The organism is Colwellia aquaemaris, assembly GCF_057548755.1.
Genome location: NZ_BAAJLV010000004.1, coordinates 1 through 19,228 on the forward strand (window position 1 = coordinate 1; position 19,228 = coordinate 19,228).

The 19,228-nt window shown below is 39.2% G+C and carries 13 protein-coding genes; 5 read left to right on the forward strand and 8 right to left on the reverse strand.

The genetic code is table 11. From position 1 onward, the window contains the following. Positions 1-482: 482 nt before the first annotated feature. From gmhB to AC27HL_RS11935, 6 genes are all read right to left on the reverse strand, one after another. On the reverse strand, positions 483-1,031 hold the full coding sequence (gene gmhB / locus AC27HL_RS11910) for a D-glycero-beta-D-manno-heptose 1,7-bisphosphate 7-phosphatase (protein WP_487081223.1): 549 nt from the start codon (positions 1,029-1,031) through the stop codon (positions 483-485). A 113-nt stretch (positions 1,032-1,144) separates the two neighbouring features. Further along, positions 1,145-1,906, reverse strand: coding sequence for an SDR family oxidoreductase (locus AC27HL_RS11915; RefSeq protein ID WP_487081224.1), 762 nt, complete (start codon positions 1,904-1,906; stop codon positions 1,145-1,147). A 114-nt stretch (positions 1,907-2,020) separates the two neighbouring features. Further along, positions 2,021-3,145 carry an enoyl-CoA hydratase/isomerase family protein gene (locus AC27HL_RS11920; RefSeq protein WP_487081225.1) on the reverse strand — a complete coding sequence of 375 codons (1,125 nt, stop codon included), beginning with the start codon at positions 3,143-3,145 and terminating at the stop codon, positions 2,021-2,023. A 70-nt stretch (positions 3,146-3,215) separates the two neighbouring features. Beyond that, a complete protein-coding gene (locus AC27HL_RS11925; RefSeq protein ID WP_487081226.1) occupies positions 3,216-4,229 on the reverse strand; it encodes an oxidoreductase in 1,014 nt (337 codons plus the stop codon). A 134-nt stretch (positions 4,230-4,363) separates the two neighbouring features. Further along, positions 4,364-6,157 (reverse strand): acyl-CoA dehydrogenase C-terminal domain-containing protein, encoded by a 1,794-nt coding sequence (locus tag AC27HL_RS11930; RefSeq protein WP_487081227.1) that lies wholly within the window; start codon positions 6,155-6,157, stop codon positions 4,364-4,366. A gap of 10 nt (positions 6,158-6,167) precedes the next feature. After that, positions 6,168-9,563: a methylmalonyl-CoA mutase family protein gene (locus AC27HL_RS11935; protein ID WP_487081228.1), complete on the reverse strand. Its 3,396-nt coding sequence runs from the start codon at positions 9,561-9,563 to the stop codon at positions 6,168-6,170. A 243-nt stretch (positions 9,564-9,806) separates the two neighbouring features. Here AC27HL_RS11935 and AC27HL_RS11940 point away from each other — a divergent pair, with 243 nt between their 5' ends. After that, entirely contained in the window at positions 9,807-10,694 is an 888-nt protein-coding gene (locus AC27HL_RS11940) for an AraC family transcriptional regulator (RefSeq protein WP_487081229.1), read from the forward strand. A 162-nt stretch (positions 10,695-10,856) separates the two neighbouring features. On the opposite strand, the gene AC27HL_RS11945 is transcribed toward AC27HL_RS11940, so the two are convergent. Both AC27HL_RS11945 and AC27HL_RS11950 read right to left on the reverse strand, forming a co-directional pair. Beyond that, on the reverse strand, positions 10,857-13,145 hold the full coding sequence (locus AC27HL_RS11945; RefSeq protein WP_487081230.1) for a M14 family zinc carboxypeptidase: 2,289 nt from the start codon (positions 13,143-13,145) through the stop codon (positions 10,857-10,859). 112 nt (positions 13,146-13,257) lie between these two features. Then, positions 13,258-14,442: an acetyl-CoA C-acyltransferase gene (locus AC27HL_RS11950; RefSeq protein WP_487081231.1), complete on the reverse strand. Its 1,185-nt coding sequence runs from the start codon at positions 14,440-14,442 to the stop codon at positions 13,258-13,260. Positions 14,443-14,736: 294 nt separating this feature from the next. Between AC27HL_RS11950 and AC27HL_RS11955 the strand changes: the two genes are divergently transcribed. The 4 genes from AC27HL_RS11955 to AC27HL_RS11970 all read left to right on the forward strand — a co-directional run bounded on the left by AC27HL_RS11955 (position 14,737) and on the right by AC27HL_RS11970 (position 19,225). Continuing rightward, positions 14,737-15,129, forward strand: coding sequence for a MerR family transcriptional regulator (locus tag AC27HL_RS11955; RefSeq protein WP_487081232.1), 393 nt, complete (start codon positions 14,737-14,739; stop codon positions 15,127-15,129). Between the two features lie 112 nt (positions 15,130-15,241). Next, the gene (locus AC27HL_RS11960) at positions 15,242-16,411 is read left to right on the forward strand and encodes an isovaleryl-CoA dehydrogenase (protein ID WP_487081233.1); all 1,170 of its coding nucleotides are present in this window, start codon (positions 15,242-15,244) and stop codon (positions 16,409-16,411) included. Positions 16,412-16,740: 329 nt separating this feature from the next. Continuing rightward, positions 16,741-18,348, forward strand: coding sequence for a carboxyl transferase domain-containing protein (locus AC27HL_RS11965; protein ID WP_487081234.1), 1,608 nt, complete (start codon positions 16,741-16,743; stop codon positions 18,346-18,348). A gap of 13 nt (positions 18,349-18,361) precedes the next feature. Next, positions 18,362-19,225 carry an enoyl-CoA hydratase/isomerase family protein gene (locus tag AC27HL_RS11970; RefSeq protein ID WP_487081235.1) on the forward strand — a complete coding sequence of 288 codons (864 nt, stop codon included), beginning with the start codon at positions 18,362-18,364 and terminating at the stop codon, positions 19,223-19,225. The last annotated feature ends 3 nt before the right edge of the window (positions 19,226-19,228 follow it).

The following is a 19,228-nucleotide window of genomic DNA, read 5'->3' on the forward strand; positions in this document are numbered from 1 at the left end:
AAAAGGTAAGCGACTAGGTAAAATCAACATCAACGTGAGTGTCCACACAAATTGCATGATAACTAATTGTTAAAGAACGTTAACTCGAAGAGTTAACCGTTAAACATCTCATTCGTGTTTAACGTGTCGCTGCAGGCCTTGCCCGAAGCGAGATGCGCATTCTACGCAACCGTGTTTTAAAGTCAACATTTTTTTGATTTATTTTTAAAGTTTTTCAACTTTCAAAACCAACCGTTTTAAAACGTTAAGTTAATCACATCAGCCTAAACCGACAGAGATAACTCTTTAAAACAGCAAACTGCGTCCTGCGTTTGCTTAATACCGTACTTCCTGTACATACCTTCTTGGGTTGCCCCGAAGAAGTGGAGCGCATTTTAGGGAATTCTACGCTTAGGTCAACAACTAATTTCACTTTTTTGAAATTAGTTACTAGATACTAGTTCATCAGCACAAAAAACGCACAATAAGATGAGAAAATAATCTTAAATAATATAAGTGGAAGCTTCCTTGAGATTTTGTATCTCAATTACGCCAGCCAATTGCCCTGATGTTTGAGCATTAACATAGCGACTACTCATTAATATTTTGCGATCAACACCGGCGTTACTTGCCGCCTGCATATCAGAAAGTTTATCACCAATAAAAATGCTATTTGCTAAATTAATTCTAAATTCCTGTTGCGCTTGATTGAGCATACCGGGCTCGGGTTTACGACATTGGCAAGACATAACAAACTCATTAACACCTTTTACTGGGTGATGGGGGCAATAATAGACCTTCATTATCTTTACTCCTTGCTTAGCAAACTCCTCAACCATCCAGTTTGTTAATTTTTCAAAAGCAGGGATATCATAATAACCTCTCGCTATTCCCGCTTGGTTGGTAATAACAAAAATTTGATAGCCCTTATCTATTGCTCTTTGACAAAGTTCAAAAATGCCATCAACAAATTCGAAATCTTCTATTTTATGGACATAACCATGGTCGATATTAATAATGCCATCTCTGTCGAGAAAAAGTGCTTTAGTCATTTACAGTCCAAATTAGTCTTTACTGTTAGAATTAAAAAAGACGAGCACAGCTCGCCTTTTCATTATCTTCTTTCTATATACTCTCTGGCAACTATTATGATTGCCATATGAGCTTACATACAAAGGCCACCATCGATTTCAACCACTCGCCCCGTGAAAAACTCATTTTCAAAAATATAATTCACTGTATGCGCTATTTCATCCGCTTCACCTAAACGCCCTACTGGTTTCATTTTCTCAAGACGCTCACGCATTTCAGGTTTCATAGCGTCTGTCATCGCTGTACGAATAACACCTGGTGCAATCGCACCAACACGAATACCGTGGCGACCAAGTTCTCTGGCCCAAGTTACCGTCATAGCGACAACCCCAGCTTTTGATGCTGCGTAGTTAGTTTGCCCCATGTTACCGCCACGAGCAATTGACGACATATTGATAATAACACCTTTACGATTGCCTTCTATCATATGAACAGCTGCTTCACGGCCACAAAGAAACACGCCTGTTAAGTTGACATCAATTACTGATTGGAATTGTTCTAACGACATTTTTTTGCTTACAACACCATCTTTAGCCTTTACGAACATACCATCTCGTAAAATACCTGCATTGTTGATCAGGCCATCAATACCAGAAAAATCTTCATTAATTTTAGCAAAGGTTGCTTCTACTTCACTTTCGTTCGTTACATTAGCTAAATAATATTTCGCGTTTGAACCAGCTTCTTCAACTAAAGAAACGGTCGTTTGTAATTGCTCTTCATTTAAATCAATCAGTGCTAATTTGGCACCCATTTTTGCCAAGTTCAATGCCATTGCGCGACCTAAGCCTTGACCACCACCCGTAACAACGATAGTTTTACCGTTTAAATTCATTTGTAATCCTCTGTACTCTATTTTTATTTATTTACTCAATTGACTTTAACTGAGTTTGAATCGCGTGAAATTTAACGAAACACTATAAATTAACAGTCAATTAAAATTAATCTTTTATAAGTTTTCTATCGGCGAAAAAAACCAAGCCAATAATTCTGTTGGAATATCTTCAATATGATTAAATGCCCATTGCGGCTGCTTGTCTTTATCGACTAATAATGCACGCACACCTTCACTAAACTCTTGATATTGACAACAACGAAGACTTAAATTTAGCTCTGATGAAAAGCATTTTGCTAATGAATAACTCCTGCTAGTTTGCAATTGATGATAGATTATCATAGCTGAAAGTGGGCTGCCTTTTTTTAATTTAGCTTGTGCACTTTGCAACCACTGATTATCAGTTTCCAACGCTACTAAAGCGTTATAGATATTCAAAGCATTGTCAGATTCAAATAATCCACCGATCAACTCTTGGTGTTGCTCAATGTTAGACTCTATTAATTCGAACACTTGCTCACTGGTTTTAATAAAATATGCCAATGCTTCATCAAGCAACTTGAAATTTTCTCGTTCACTTTTCCACGCTACTTTACTTAAACATTGTAATAATTCATCCTTAAATTCGCTTTTAATTGCAATATTGGCTAATCCAATGTTTATCGCATCTACAGCATTAAAAGTTGCGCCTGTAAGGCCTAAAAACAAACCTATATTGTTTGGTATTTTATTGAGAAACCAACTTGCGCCAACATCAGGATATAAGCCTATGGTAATTTCAGGCATTGCGAGTAGGGAATTTTCAGTGACAACTCGATGACTAGCTCCGGCAAATAAACCAATACCGCCTCCCATAATATAGCCATCGCCCCACACTAACAGGGGTTTAGTATATTCATGTATAAGTTGGTCAAGTTGATATTCTTTCGTAAAAAAATCATAAGCCAAGCTTTCAACAATAGCTAAATCACTAAGAGTTGCTTCATTATCACCCTTTTCAGACTTTAGTGCATGAAATAAGCTAACAACATCCCCCCCAGCACAAAAAGCTTTGTTGCCCGCGCCTTGTAAAATCACCATAGCAACATCATCATCAGCTTGCCAGAGTAATAATTGTTGTAGCAACAGCTCAAACATATTCAGACTTAGGGCATTAAGAGATTGCGGCGAGTTTAACTCTGCAACAGCTAACTTTTTACTATTTGACGTAACTATCTCGTTAAATATTACAGCTGACATTATATTTTTACGCTCTTGTTATTTAAAGTATGACGAGTTTTTTTGCCACTAGGCACTTATCAAAGATTAGTTACTCTAAGCTCGCGTCAATTTCCACAACTGTTCGACCCGTTACCGTACCATCAACATAAGCGTCAAATGCATTAGGTAAATCGGCAAATTTAATAGTCGTTGGTGAGATTAATGCTAATTTGCTTGGTTTAAGATCGGTTGCTAAACGTTTCCAACCTTGCTCACGAACAGAAAGTGGCATTTCTACAGAATTGATACCTAACAAACTAACACCGCGCAAAATAAATGGCATAACGGTAGATTCAAGTTTGAAACCACCCGCTAAACCAATAGAGGCAATATTTCCCCATACATTAGTCGTTCGGGTTAACCATGCCAGTGTATCGCCACCAACATTATCAATGGCACCACCCCACTGAGCATTTTCAAGGGGTTTTGAACCCATATCGATGTCATGACGATTAAGCAATTTACTCGCGCCAAGCTCTTTTAAATAAGCTTCTTGTTCGCTTTTACCCGTATAGGCAATAACTTCATAACCTAATTTTGCCAGCATATTAATTGCAAAACTACCAACACCGCCTGTAGCGCCTGTTACTACGATTGGGCCACGTTCGGGAATTTGACCGTTATCTTCCATACGCTGTATTGCAATAGCAGCAGTATAACCGGCAGTACCAAGCGCCATAACATCACGCAAGCTCATGCCTTCAGGTAAATTTACCACTGACTCTGCTTTTACGCGGGCATATTCGGAATAACCACCATCATATAGTTCAGACAATTGTGCGCCACAAACGAGTACTTTATCACCCGCTGAGAAACGTGCGTCTTGTGAACTTACAACAACACCGGATAAGTCGATACCGCCAACTAAAGGATACGTTCTTAAAATTCTGCCTTTTCCCGTTGCCGCAAGTGCATCCTTATAATTAATATCTGAATACGCAACTTTAATGACGACTTCGCCAGCCGTTAAGTCGTCTAGGCTAATTTGCTCAAAACCACTGCTGATCACTTTGTCATTTTTATGAATACGAAATGCAGTAAATTTTTCTGGAACTATAGACATGGACTCACCTTAATAAAATTTATTTTATAGCCAGTTTAAGGAATTTCACAATATGGCTAGGACTAATGAATAAATAAGCATCTAATAAGAAAAACACTTATACAATTAGACATTAGTCCCGCGCCCGATAATTATTAATTATTATAATTAAATAAGTTTTCAGGCATTGCCATTAAGGTTCTACTCCCCGCTTCAACAGCCTTAAGGTGACCATCAATTTTCGGCAGTAATCGTTCAATATAAAAGGCACCAACATACATTTTAGCTTGATAGAATTCGTCATTTTCGTGTTCAACGGCTTTTTCAGCCATCATTGCCCACATGTAGGCATAACTAACTAGGCCAAAAGCTGCTAAATAATCAGTTGCCGATGCTCCAACCATATCTTTATCATTACTTTGTTGAGTGATAATAATGTCGGTGACTGCTTGCAACTTAGTTACTGCAGCACTTAATGGTTTAAGGTAAGGTGTTAATGCTTTTACACTGTTATTTTGGCTAATAAATGTATTTATTTCTTCTACATAACTTTCAAGAAACTGCCCTTTATTAGCTACGACTTTACGGCCTAATAAATCAAGCGATTGAATACCATTTGTACCTTCATAAATTTGTGCAATACGAACGTCACGTACTAGTTGTTCTTGTCCCCATTCTCGCACATAACCGTGGCCACCAAAAACCATTTGACCTAAGCCACAACTTTCAAAGGCCATGTCGGTCATAAAGGCTTTCGCAACTGGGGTTAGCAATGCCACCAATTGTTCTGCCTTTTGTTTTTCTGCTTGATTATCAGAAAACTTAACAATATCTAGTTGTTTAGCAACGTAAGTTGAAAAACAACGACCAGCCTCATTGTATGCGCGCATGGTTAATAGCATTTTGCGAACATCAGGGTGAACGATAATTGAATCTGCTTTTTTGTCTGGTGATTTCACTCCGGTTGCACTGCGACCTTGTAAACGCTCAATGGCATATTCAGCCGCTTGTTGATATGAAGTTTCAGCAGCACCAATACCTTGAATTCCCATACCTAAACGTTCGTAATTCATCATAGTGAACATATAGTTTAGGCCTTTGTTTTGCTCACCAACTAAATAACCTTTAGCACCATCAAAGTTCATTACACAAGTTGCAGAGCCTTTAATACCCATTTTGTGTTCAATAGAGCCACAACCTAGGGTATTTCTGGCGCCTAAACTACCATCTTCATTAATTAAAAATTTAGGTACAACGAACATTGAAATACCACGTGGCCCTTCTGGAGCGCCGGGTATTTTAGCTAATACTAAGTGAATAATGTTCTCAGTTAAGTCTTGCTCGCCACCGGTAATAAAAATTTTAGTGCCGGAAATAGCAAAGCTGCCATCTTCTTGCATTTCGGCCTTGGCGGTCATAATACCTAAATCACTGCCTGCATGAGGCTCGGTTAAGCACATAGTGCCAGCCCACTGACCCGAGTACATATTCTCTAAATAGGTTTGTTTCATTTCATCAGATGCATGAGCCGATAACGCTAAGCAGGCACCCGCTGTTAGCATTGGGTATAGCGCAAATGAAATAGAGGCCGATTGCGTCATCTCTTCGAAAAAAGATTGCAACATTTTCGGCATACCCATACCACCAAATTCTGGGTCGCCACTTAGAGCGCCCCAGCCGCCTTCACAATACATTTGATACGCTTTTGCAAAACCATCTGGCGTAGTTACATCACCATTATTCCACGTAGCACCTTGCTCATCGCTATTTCGATTTAACGGCGCAATAACTTCTGAGGTTAATTTCGCACCTTCAGACAAAATAGCATCAGCAGTGTCTTTATCAATCATCTCTGCAACAGCAGGCATGCTTGCCCATAGTTTTTCAGCGTTAAATACTTCATGTAATAAGAACTGCATATCGCGCATTGGCGCTTGGTAATTACTCATCACAGAACTCCTACATGTTACGACGGTATTGACCGCCGACTTCAAACAATGAATTTACAATTTGCCCTAATGAACAAACTTTACATGCGTCCATCATTAATTCGAAAATGTTTTCATGATTTATCGCGGCAGTTTGAAGACGTTTAAGTAGTTTTTTCACTTCTTCTTCATTTGATTTATGCAAGCTTTCAAGCATATTAATTTGATAAGTCTTTTCTTCTTCTGTCGCGCGAATAACTTCTTCTGGCACTACTGTAGGCGAGCCTTTTGCACTTAAGAAAGTGTTAACACCAATAATTGGGAATTCACCTGAATGTTTTAAATGCTCGTAATGCAAACTCTCTTCTTGAATTTTGCTACGTTGATACATAGTTTCCATGGCACCTAATACGCCACCACGTTCATTAATACGATCAAACTCAGTTAATACAGCTTCTTCAACAAGGTCGGTTAATTCTTCAATAATAAATGCACCTTGAATAGGGTTTTCATTTTTCGATAAACCTAATTCGCGGTTAATAATTAGTTGAATTGCCATTGCACGACGCACACTGTCTTCTGTTGGTGTGGTGATCGCTTCATCGTAAGCGTTAGTATGCAATGAGTTACAATTATCATTGATTGCATACAAAGCTTGTAACGTTGTACGAATATCGTTGAAGTCAATTTCTTGTGCATGCAGTGAACGACCAGACGTTTGAATATGATACTTCAACATTTGTGCGCGTGGGTTTGCACCATATTTGTTTTTCATGGCTTTTGACCAAATACGGCGAGCCACTCGGCCAATTACTGCATATTCTGGGTCAATACCGTTTGAGAAGAAAAATGATAAGTTTGGACCAAACTCATTAATGTCCATACCACGGCTTAAGTAATATTCTACAAAAGTAAAGCCATTCGCTAAGGTTAACGCCAATTGTGTAATTGGATTCGCACCAGCTTCTGCAATATGGTAACCAGAAATTGATACCGAATAGAAGTTACGTACGCCTTTCTCAATAAAGTATTCTTGTACATCACCCATTAAACGTAAGGCAAATTCAGTGGAGAAAATACAGGTATTTTGCGCTTGATCTTCTTTTAAAATATCAGCTTGTACCGTACCACGCACTAGCGTTAATGTGCGATCTTTAATTTCTTGATATACCGCAGGTGGTAGTACTTGGTCGCCAGTAACGCCTAACAGCATTAAACCTAAACCATCATTGCCTTCTGGCAATTCACCTTGGTACTGCGGACGTTCGCAACCTTTATCTTTATAGATTTTTTTGATGGTAGCGTTAACTTCTTTTTCTAAACCATTTTCAATAATGAAACGCTCACATTGTTGGTCTATAGCTGCATTTAAGAAGAATCCTAGTAACATTGGCGCTGGACCGTTAATGGTCATCGACACCGATGTCATAGCGTGTGCTAAATCAAAACCTGAGTAAAGTTTCTTTGCGTCATCTAAACAACAAATAGAAACACCTGCATTACCAATTTTACCGTAAATATCTGGGCGTAAATCAGGATCATTACCGTATAAGGTTACTGAGTCAAACGCGGTTGAAAGGCGCTTGGCCGGCATACCTTTTGAAACATAATGGAAACGACGGTTAGTACGTTCTGGGCCGCCTTCCCCCGCAAACATACGTGTTGGGTCTTCACCTTCGCGCTTAAATGGGAATAAACCAGCAGTATACGGGAACTCTCCTGGCACATTCTCTTGCAAGCTCCATTTTAAAATGTCACCCCAACCTTGATATTTCGGCATGCTGATTTTAGGAATGTCAGTATGAGAAAGTGATTTAGTATGAGTTTCAATTGATAACTCTTTATTACGTACTTTAAATTTGAATTCTGGGTCTTTATAACGCTGAACCTTTGCTTGCCATTGTTCAATAACTAACTTATTTTTCGGGTCTAAGTCTAATTCAACGGTTTTATATAAGGTTTCTAGCTGTTTAACTAATTCAGCACCACTTTCTTCACCGCTTTCTTTCGCTGTTTCCATAGCTTTATGAATGCCATAAAGTTTTTGAGCCACTTTTGCTTGCTGCTCAACCCAGTCATCATAGCTACGGTTATTTTCAGAAATTTCAGACAAGTAACGAACACGCTTACCAGGAATAACACTGCTCTTTTCTTCTAACGTACCTTCAATTGACAATGGTGCTGCAATTTCAAAATTTGCTTTAGTGTTTAATTCTGCGATAACGGCGTTATAAAGTTTAGTCATACCACGGTCGTTAAACTGTGATGCAATTGTGCCATACACTGGAACCTCATCATCACCGGCTTCAAACATACCACGGTTGCGCTTGTACTGCTTTTTAACATCGCGCAGTGCATCTAAAGCGCCACGTTTATCAAACTTGTTTAGTGCGATAATGTCGGCAAAGTCAAGCATGTCGATTTTTTCTAGCTGAGTTGCCGCACCGTATTCTGGCGTCATCACATATAAAGAAACATCTGAATGCTCTTCAATTTCTGTGTCTGATTGGCCAATACCTGATGTTTCAAGAATAATTAAATCAAAATCAGTTGCTTTTAAAATATCAAGCGTATCGTTAACATAAACAGATAAGGCTAAGTTTGATTGACGTGTGGCAAGCGAGCGCATATAAACTCGCTCATTGTTTACCGCATTCATACGAATACGGTCTCCAAGTAAGGCGCCGCCCGTTTTACGTTTTGAAGGGTCAACCGAAACGATGGCGATTTTGCTGTCATCCGTTGCCATTAAAAAGCGTCGAATCAATTCATCAACTAATGATGATTTACCGGCACCACCTGTACCGGTAATACCCAACACCGGCGTTTTGCTGACTGCTGAAATTTTACGAATTTTATCAAGTGCTGCTTTGTTTTCTTCCGGCGCATTTTCTGCAGCGGAAATTAAGCGTGCAATGGCTTGCTTTTTATCTTGTAACGGAATACTTTTCTTCAGATTAGCAACATCGTCTTTTTTAACGTCTAAACCCGTTTTAAAGTCGCAACGCTCAAGCATGTCATCAATCATGCCTAGTAGCCCTAACTCACGTCCATCATCAGGTGAGTAAATACGGGTAATACCGTAATCTTGCAGCATTTTAATTTCTTCTGGCAAAATAACGCCACCGCCGCCGCCAACGATACGAATATGCTCGCAACCACGCTCTTTTAGCAGGTCATACATGTATTTAAAATATTCGTTATGGCCGCCTTGGTATGAGGTCATAGCAATGGCATTCGCATCTTCTTGAATAGCCGTATTTACTACTTCTTCAACACTACGGTCATGTCCTAGATGAATAACCTCTGCACCGCTAGATTGTAAAATACGACGCATAATATTAATTGCTGCATCATGACCATCAAATAGCGATGCCGCCGTTACGATACGGATCTTATTTTTTAACTGATATCTTTCAGTATTCATCTTCAACTCTCTTATTTGTCAAAATTGCTTTTACTAAAGCAATAATTGCTTATTTGGCAACGACTAAAATTTATAAATAAATTACTTGTGACCTAGTTTTAGTCGCAAAAACCAATAATGGAAACTTAATGGCAAAATTAAACCATAGTAAAAATACAATGAACATTGATTTTATTGTTAATTTGATGGACTATATTGTGATTACTCCGGTTAAAAAGCACTTCATTTAAAATTTAGATAATCATGGCAAATAATCCCTGTTACATTTCTTCAGATATTCGCTTATTTATTCCAGTATTCCTATTGAAAAAATTGTCCAAGCATCGCTTAACAGATGGACTATACCCAGTTTCATTAGGTATGACTCAAGCAGAAAGTAACTATAAGTTACAACAAGGAAATGAAGGCTGCCATACGCTTATTTACTGTTTGTCCGGCTTAGGAAAATTACAATATAAAGGCCGAGAAAGAATAATAGAACGTGGCGATCTTGTTATTATCGAACCGAATTCGCCTTTTAAATTTAGCATTTCTAAATCAAATAAAACGGTACGAAATAATGTTTATTGGATTAACTTTACCGGGTGTTTAGCGCACGATTTTGCTGAGCGATTATTAATGAAAATGGAAGCAGGTGTAGCACAGGTCGGTATACAAAATAATATAGTTACTGATTTCGATCACCTATTGGCACTAGGGGCAAGAGGCTACACCGCCACCAACGTTATACATGCGGTTCATATTTTACAACAAGCATTAAGTTTTTTAGCACTGCAATTACGCCTAACCATATTTAACAGTACCTCTAGTTTTGATCTTGAGGCGGTCGAGGCTTTAATGCGTAATAGCTTACATCAAGAATTAAGTTTAGATACGTTGGCGCATTACAGTCAGTTATCGAAATTTCACTTCGCAAAGAAGTTTAAGGAGCTTACAGATAGTTCACCGATCCAACATTTTATTAATATGAAAATTCAGCATGCCTGTTCACAGTTAGATAATACTGATATTACTATCAAAGATATAGCTAATGGTCTTGGTTACAGTGATCCTTACTATTTTTCTCGACTTTTCAAAAAGGTTGTTGGTATATCACCAAAGCAATATCGAGATTCTCGCCATAGTTCATAAACTAAAACGTATCAATACATATTCGAGTGTTATCAACATAGCAATATCATAAGTATCATGCTCGTTTTCGAACTTCTTTATTTTTCAACACACTAAAAAGCTACATTGACGCTGTCAATGTAGCTTACAAATATGATAATTAAATCTTTGAAGTGTATTCAGCTAAACAGGCAGTTTTTTCGCTCTTAGTAAGGGCAATCCAAGCATTAAGCAAAGTAATATTGCAATTGCTCCACCACCACTACTAGCACGCTCAGGCACGTCAGGTGTCGCTTCAATATTTGTCAACGTTATAGTTTGTTCGGAGGATGCTTCTGCACCACGGTTATCGGTAATCAACAACCTAATGATAATACTACCAGCACTTGTGAAACTATGTGTTAGCGTTTCACCAGCGCCAATTATTTCACTTGTGCCAGACGTTATACTCGACCATTGAAATTGCACAATTTCGCCATCGCTATCAACGCTCTGAGAAGCATTAAAATCACACGTAAGGTTTTGGCATGATGCGGTAAACTTAGGCTCAGGTAATTTATTTGTGACATCGACTTCTAAGCTAATAACTTGCTCAATACTAGCTTGTAATTGGCTATTATCCTCAATCAGTAAACGTACTTTTACGTCTCCTGCTTGCGCAAAATTGTACTGTAACAACTTACCATTTCCTATGATTTCAAGTTCGTCATCATTAACATACCTTGCCCATTGATAACTTGTAATTTCACCATCGCTATCAATACTTTGAGAGGCGTCGAAGGTACAATTTAAATATTGACAGTCAAATGTGAAGCTTGGCGTTGGTGCACTGCTGTCTGAAATATTAATAAAAGCTGATTGCACTACACCATATTGATCATCTGCATTTTTTGCTCGCACCGAAATAATATGCTGCCCAAGGGCTAGCTCGGCAGTATTTAGCTGTATCTTGGTACTAACCGTTTCATTAACTACCTCAAGATTTTGCAAACTGATAACTTTATCACGCTCAGTAAATGAACCATCAATAATGTATTCAAACAGTTCAATATCATTACTGGCGCTAGCTAAGTTAGTTTGCTTGCGAGTACTAATATCAACGTCAATTAACGATGCTGGAACGACAGTTACCCCGTCTATATTGTTATTTAATTTAAGTACTGAAACATCAGGGCCGGTCGAGAGTAAGTAAGGAGCTTCACTTACTTTAGCCGAATATATTAATGCTTTTAAGTTATCAGGCTTAATTTTATTATCATACTCAGAGCAGTTTTGAAAAAAGGAAGAGCCAAGTTCAAAGGTAATCGCCGCTACGCCCAGCTCACCATAACTGACATTATCACTCGTTCCATCGGTGGCATATAAGCCAATTGATTGCTGTGGTGTATAATCATTAAACCAAGCTAGCTTATGACCAAGATGTAAAAAGCCATTATTATTAGGTGATACGCCCTCTTTATGGCCATATGGCCACAATATGAGTTTTCCATAACTGTGTAAATCTATATGCATACCGCTTTTATTTTGTGGGGCTGCATCGTCATCATTTTCCCCTCGTTCATCAGGAAATAATGAACGAATGTAATTAGATACTGCTTGAGTTTCAGGCTCTGATTCTGCACTCCTACCACGATAAACTTCAGAGCATTCATCACCGCTTGAGCCATTTGCAGTTACCCCCCAGGTTTGGGCAAAATTTCGATTTAAATCAACACCAACGGTTGAGCCAGCGCAATGATTTTGATTAGTATTTTTACGTTGAAATATTTGGTTTTCTGCGATTTTTCTGCCATCAGGATTCATATGAAACATTAAATGCACTTCGCGATTATCAACAATCCACTTAGCTTCAGCATTGGTAAGGTAGTTATTTAATAACCAATAAGCAAAATCTAAATTAAGGGCGGCTGGAGCATATTCGCGAGCATGCATACTGCTATGAACAAATAAAATAGGCTTAGTGGCAGTTATTTCACTATTAGTTATTTTTAACACCATTAAGTCATAACCACCTTGAGCATTAGCTTTCATCCAAGAATCACCAATGTCACGCCATGATGCCAATTTAGGAAAATTATCGGCTAATGCCTGCGCTTGGCTATAGGTTTCTTCAACAGTTGCGTAACATTCAAAGCCATCAATCGTATTTAAATACTGAGAGCCTGTGTTATTAAATAATGGTTTATCGTAATTTGGAAAAGTATTTGATAATTTTTTAGCCCACTGCTTAGCCACACTTATTTGAAAACCTTTTTTCATTAGCAGCTGTTTTTCAGGCTCAGTTAACGTCGCAATAATATATTTTTCATTTCTGTTTATTTCTAATACAGCGTGGTGCAAGGAGATCAGTAACTTATCAGCTGATTTTTGCTCGCCGTAGCTGATTTTAGAAAACATGTTGGCACTTACGTCCGCACTCGAGAACAATAATACCAACACTAGAAAACACCATGTACGAAATGGTTTCATCATAAAGACTCTTATTTAATTAATCACACACCTTTTTTAACATTTTTTTTACAAATAAAAAAGCCATATAGGTATTGCACCTATATGGCTTATTAAACATATAAAATTTATGTAATTACATCATTTCTACTGCAATTGCAGTGGCTTCACCGCCACCAATACATAAAGAAGCAAGACCTTTACTCAAGCCTTTGTTTTTCAATGCGTGAATTAGTGTAACCATAATACGAGCACCACTAGCACCTAAAGGGTGACCTAAAGCACAAGCACCGCCGTTGACGTTAACTTTCTCAACATCTAAATCAAGTTCTTTAATACCTAGCATAGTTACCATAGCGAACGCTTCGTTGATTTCAAATAAGTCAACGTCAGCAGTTGTCCAGTTAGCTTTTGCTAGTACTTTTTTCATTGCGCCAACCGGAGCTACCGTAAACTCAGCTGGTTTTTGTGCATGCATAGCATGGGCTACAATTTTACATAATGGTGTTAAACCACGCTTTTGCGCCTCTGATAACTTCATCATGACTAATGCCGCAGCACCGTCAGAAATTGAGCTCGAGTTAGCCGCTGTAATCGTACCGTCTTTTTTAAATGCAGGACGTAAACTTGGAATTTTATCTGGGCGAGCATTGCCAGGCTGTTCATCAACAGCAAAAACTGAATCACCACGACGAGATTTAATTGTAACCGGAACAATTTCATTGGCAAAAGCGCCATCAGCAATGGCCGCATTAGCGCGTGCTAAAGAACGAATGGCATAAGCATCCATATCTTCACGACTAAATGCCGACTCATCAGCGGTATCTTGGGCAAAACAGCCCATAGCAATACCGTCGTAAGCGTTTTCTAAGCCGTCAGTCATCATGTGGTCTAAAATTTGGCCATGACCCATTTTAATACCTGAGCGACCTTTTGGCATTAAATGCGGGGCATTAGTCATGCTTTCCATACCACCGGCAACCGCAACATCAATAGAGCCAGCTAATAGTGCATCGTGGGCCTGCATTGCTGCTTTCATACCTGAGCCACATACTTTATTAATGGTGGTACAAGCAGTTGATAAATCTAACTCTGCTTCAAGTGCCGCTTGGCGTGCTGGAGCTTGCTTTAAACCCGCTGGTAAAACACAGCCCATGATCACTTCATCTACCTGATCATTAGATAAGTTAGCATCTTGCATAGCACCGCGAATAGCAGTAGCACCTAAGCTGGTAGCACTAACTGCTGATAAACCGCCCATAAAACCGCCCATAGGGGTACGTTTGGCAGCAACGATAACGATAGGATCTTGAGTAGACATATGGCTCTCCGACAAAGTATTGTTCAATATATTTCGATACCTGCTTACTAAATATAAACGGTATTCGATAAGAATTGCGCAACAGGTTAACTTAAATTTACCTTTACGCCAACGTAAACTTTATGGACCTTTAGTCTAATAACTATAAATTATTACGAAATTGACAATCATTCTTTACAGTATCAGAAACTAACATTTTATTTACATAGCTCAAGGCCGCACTTTACGTTAACGTAAACTTGTTGTATGGTAGCTCACAGATAAAGTAATACGAGTTAACTAAGAGTATCAAGAATGAGCGATAAAACCCCTGTCACCTTCTCTATCGGTGAATTAGCGAGAGAGTTTGACATTACCACTCGAAGCATTCGTTTTTACGAAGATCAAGGTTTAATTCTGCCAACACGTAAAGGCCAAACAAGAATTTACAACCAAAGAGACAGAGTTCGTCTAAAGTTAATTCTACGCGGTAAACGCTTAGGCTTTTCATTGGCAGAAACTGGCCGACTATTTGAGCTTTACGATGCAGATAAATCAAGTGTAACGCAATTAAACACTATTATGGATTTAATTGCAGAAAAGAAAAACGATTTAAACCAACAATTAGAAGATATTCAAGCGGTGTTAATCGAATTAACAGGCTTGGAAAATAACTGTCAAGACGCCTTAGCGGCAATTGACAAGTAATGATAAAAATTTAGCCATAATATAAGCAATAAAGAACAATCTACATTTACGTAAGCCTTAACGCACAATAATTTACCTGCGTTAATACGACAACAATGATTAAGGTAACACTATGATTTCTACATTCTCATCAATGAACTTTAACTTAGGCGAAACTGTTGACATGATCCGTGACACAGTAAATGCATTTGCACGTGATGAAATTGCACCTCGCGCTGAGAAAGTTGACCAAGAAAACGAATTTCCAATGGACTTATGGCGCAAATTTGGCGACTTAGGTTTATTAGGTATGACAGTAGATGAGCAATACGGTGGCTCAGGCTTAGGATACCTTGAACACATGGTTGCCATGCAAGAAATTTCACGTGCTTCAGCATCTGTTGGTTTAAGTTACGGTGCTATGTCTAACTTATGTTTAAACCAATTAAACAAAAATGGTAGTCATGAGCAAAAAGCTAAGTATTTACCAAAACTTTGTACTGGTGAGCATATTGGCGCTTTAGCTATGTCTGAGCCAAATGCAGGCTCTGACGTAGTTAGCATGAAGCTACGTGCTGACAAAAAAGGTGACAAGTATATTCTTAACGGCAACAAAATGTGGATCACTAACGGTCCCGACGCCCACGTTTATATCATTTACGCAAAAACTGACACTGCTGCTGGCTCAAAAGGCATAACTGCATTTATTGTTGAACGCGACTACCCAGGTTTTTCACGCCATCAAAAATTAGACAAGTTAGGTATGCGTGGCTCAAATACATGTGAATTAGTATTCCAAGATTGTGAAGTCCCTGCCGAAAATATTTTAGGTGAAGAAGGCAAAGGCGTTCGCGTACTTATGTCTGGCTTAGATTACGAACGTTTAGTATTAACCGGTGGTCCATTAGGCATAATGGATGCATGTATGGACTTAGTTGTACCTTACATTCATGACAGAAAACAATTTGGCCAATCTATTGGTGAATTCCAATTAATTCAAGGCAAAATTGCCGACATGTACACACAAATGAATGCGGCTAAATCATACGCTTACATGTGTGCAATGGCAGCAGATCGCGGTGAAACTACCCGTAAAGATGCCGCAGGTGTAATTTTATACTCTGCCGAATTAGCAACAAAAATGGCGCTAGATGCAATTCAACTTCTTGGTGGCAACGGCTACATTAACGAATTCCCTGCGGGCCGTTTATTGCGTGATGCTAAATTGTATGAAATTGGTGCGGGTACTTCAGAAATTCGCCGTATGTTAATCGGGCGTGAGTTGTTCAACGAATCTGTTTAGTGTAATTTTTCTCATTGCCAATGAGCACGACTTCTTTGTCAAAAATACACTCATAGACGACTATGCTTAGTATTTTTCCTTGAACTCTCGCCATTGGCTTCGAGAAAGCTAAATAGTGAACCAATTCAATTATTAAATTATCAATGAATAATACGATTACTAACAAATTATAAACCTCAGTGACTATTGCTATTGAATACGTTTAACACTTTTGTCTCTTAACAAGTCTAATGTTAAAGCGTTCAAACAATACCAATGTGCATTGTTAACTTACTGGCATTAACAACGCCAACAATTAACAAAACGATCAACAAATAAAAGGTTATACCGTGGCTAAGATAATATCGAAAATCAATCCCCGCAGCCCTGATTTCATTGAAAATGCTGAGCATATGCAGCAACAAGTCAATGATTTAAAAGCAAAGTTAGAAGAAATTAAACTTGGTGGTGGCGAACGTAGCCGTGAACGTCATTTATCTCGCGGTAAATTATTACCACGAGACCGCGTATACGCCCTACTTGATCCAGGTTCAGCATTTCTTGAATTATCACAATTAGCAGCCTATGAAGTATACGATGATAACGTACCTGCCGCTGGTATTATTACTGGTATTGGCCGTGTTGGCGGACAAGAATGTATTATAGTAGCCAACGATGCCACGGTAAAAGGCGGAACTTATTACCCATTGACCGTTAAAAAGCATTTACGCGCACAAACAATCGCACAAGAAAACAATTTACCGTGTATCTACTTGGTTGACTCAGGTGGTGCAAACCTACCAAACCAAGATGATGTTTTCCCAGACAAAGAACATTTTGGTCGTATATTCTTCAATCAAGCCAATATGTCAGCGCAAAGCATTCCGCAAATTGCCGTTGTAATGGGTTCATGTACTGCTGGTGGTGCTTATGTACCTGCCATGGCCGATGAATCTATTATCGTCAAAGAGCAAGGCACAATATTCTTAGCTGGCCCTCCGTTAGTGAAAGCAGCAACAGGTGAAGTGGTGAGCGCTGAAGACTTAGGTGGCGCCGATGTTCACTGTCGTACATCTGGTGTGGCTGATCATTATGCCCAAAATGATCATCACGCGTTAGAAATAGCGCGCAATGCTGTAAGCAATTTAAATCGCGTTAAGCCAGTACAAATGGCAATACAAGAAGTTGCTGAGCCCGCTTATGCCAGTGACGAAATTTACGGTATTGTTCCAAAAGACTCTCGCCAACCATTCGACGTACGTGAAATTATTGCGCGTGTAGTTGATGGCAGCGAATTCGACGAATTTAAAGCACTTTACGGCACCACTTTAGTTTGTGGTTTTGCTCGTATCTACGGCTACCCTGTCGGCATAGTTGCAAACAATGGTATTTTATTTGGCGAATCAGCACAAAAAGGTGCTCACTTTATCGAGCTTTGTGCGCAACGAAAAATTCCACTGGTATTTTTACAAAACATCACTGGCTTTATGGTCGGTCAACAATATGAAGCTGGCGGAATCGCAAAACATGGCGCTAAAATGGTAACCGCTGTTGCAACTGCACAAGTACCAAAGTTCACCATTTTAATTGGTGGTAGCTTCGGCGCTGGTAACTACGGCATGTGTGGCCGCGCTTACGACCCGCGTTTCTTATTTATGTGGCCTAACTCACGTATTTCAGTTATGGGCGGCGAACAAGCCGCGGGCGTACTTGCACAAGTTAAACGTGACCAAAAAGACAAACGTGGCGAAACATGGAGCGAGCAAGAAGAAGCAGACTTCAAACAACCTATTATCGACAACTATGAGCACCAAGGTCATCCGTATTATGCCTCTGCTCGATTATGGGACGATGGCGTGATTGACCCAGCAGATACTCGCCAAGTGTTAGGTTTAGCTATTTCAGCTTCATTAAATAAACCTATAGAAGAGACCAAGTTTGGTCTGTTTAGAATGTAGGGAGAAGTTGATTATGTTTACACATCAAAATATTAAAAGTCCTAGCGAACAAGTGTTATTCGACGTTGACAGTCGTGGCGTAGCAACCGTTACCATGAATAATCCTGACAAGCACAATGCCTTTGATGACAGTATTATTTTTGCCTTAAGCCACTTATTTCATGAAATCGCAAAATGTCATGACATCAAGGTAATGGTGTTGGCTTCAACCGGTAAAAGCTTTTCAGCCGGCGCTGATTTAGGCTGGATGAAACGTATGGCGTCATACACTTATGAAGAGAATTTAGCCGATGCTAATGCCCTAGCCCATATGCTTAAAAACCTTAACTTTTTACCTCAACCGACGATTGCTAAAGTACAAGGTGCGGCTTTTGGCGGCGCAGTTGGGCTAGCAAGTTGCTGTGACATTGTGCTTGCTAGCGAAAAAGCCAGCTTTTGTTTAAGTGAAGTAAAACTTGGCTTAATACCTGCCACTATTAGCCCATACGTAGTTAATGCCATTGGTCAAAAAGCCAGTCGCCGTTACTTTCAAACTGCCGAACGATTTTTTGCTGATAAAGCGCAGCAACTTGGTTTAGTTGACGAAATTCTGCCTTTAGAAGAATTAGATTCAGCCGTTGAGAAAATGACAGCAACATTATTGGCAAACGGGCCATTAGCGGTGCGCCAAGCTAAACAATTAGCGCTTGATGTTGCTTATCAAGATATCGACGAAGCATTAATTACAATTACCAGTGAGCGCATTGCGTCAATTAGAGTATCGCCAGAAGGTCAAGAAGGATTAAGCGCCTTTTTCGAAAAACGCCAACCAACTTGGCAAGCTCCATTGCAACAACAAGCATTAAAACAAAAATCATTAGATAAAGGCGAAGGATAAATT

Excerpts from the sequence above, each read along its gene's own strand:
- AC27HL_RS11935 (WP_487081228.1), bottom strand. The coding sequence starts at position 9,563 with ATGAATACTGAAAGATATCAGTTAAAAAATAAGATCCGTATCGTAACG.
- gmhB (WP_487081223.1), bottom strand. The coding sequence starts at position 1,031 with ATGACTAAAGCACTTTTTCTCGACAGAGATGGCATTATTAATATCGAC.
- AC27HL_RS11940 (WP_487081229.1), top strand. The coding sequence starts at position 9,807 with ATGGCAAATAATCCCTGTTACATTTCTTCAGATATTCGCTTATTTATT.
- AC27HL_RS11950 (WP_487081231.1), bottom strand. The coding sequence starts at position 14,442 with ATGTCTACTCAAGATCCTATCGTTATCGTTGCTGCCAAACGTACCCCT.
- AC27HL_RS11915 (WP_487081224.1), bottom strand. The coding sequence starts at position 1,906 with ATGAATTTAAACGGTAAAACTATCGTTGTTACGGGTGGTGGTCAAGGC.
- AC27HL_RS11960 (WP_487081233.1), top strand. The coding sequence starts at position 15,242 with ATGATTTCTACATTCTCATCAATGAACTTTAACTTAGGCGAAACTGTT.
- AC27HL_RS11955 (WP_487081232.1), top strand. The coding sequence starts at position 14,737 with ATGAGCGATAAAACCCCTGTCACCTTCTCTATCGGTGAATTAGCGAGA.
- AC27HL_RS11920 (WP_487081225.1), bottom strand. The coding sequence starts at position 3,145 with ATGTCAGCTGTAATATTTAACGAGATAGTTACGTCAAATAGTAAAAAG.
- AC27HL_RS11930 (WP_487081227.1), bottom strand. The coding sequence starts at position 6,157 with ATGAGTAATTACCAAGCGCCAATGCGCGATATGCAGTTCTTATTACAT.
- AC27HL_RS11970 (WP_487081235.1), top strand. The coding sequence starts at position 18,362 with ATGTTTACACATCAAAATATTAAAAGTCCTAGCGAACAAGTGTTATTC.
- AC27HL_RS11925 (WP_487081226.1), bottom strand. The coding sequence starts at position 4,229 with ATGTCTATAGTTCCAGAAAAATTTACTGCATTTCGTATTCATAAAAAT.
- AC27HL_RS11945 (WP_487081230.1), bottom strand. The coding sequence starts at position 13,145 with ATGATGAAACCATTTCGTACATGGTGTTTTCTAGTGTTGGTATTATTG.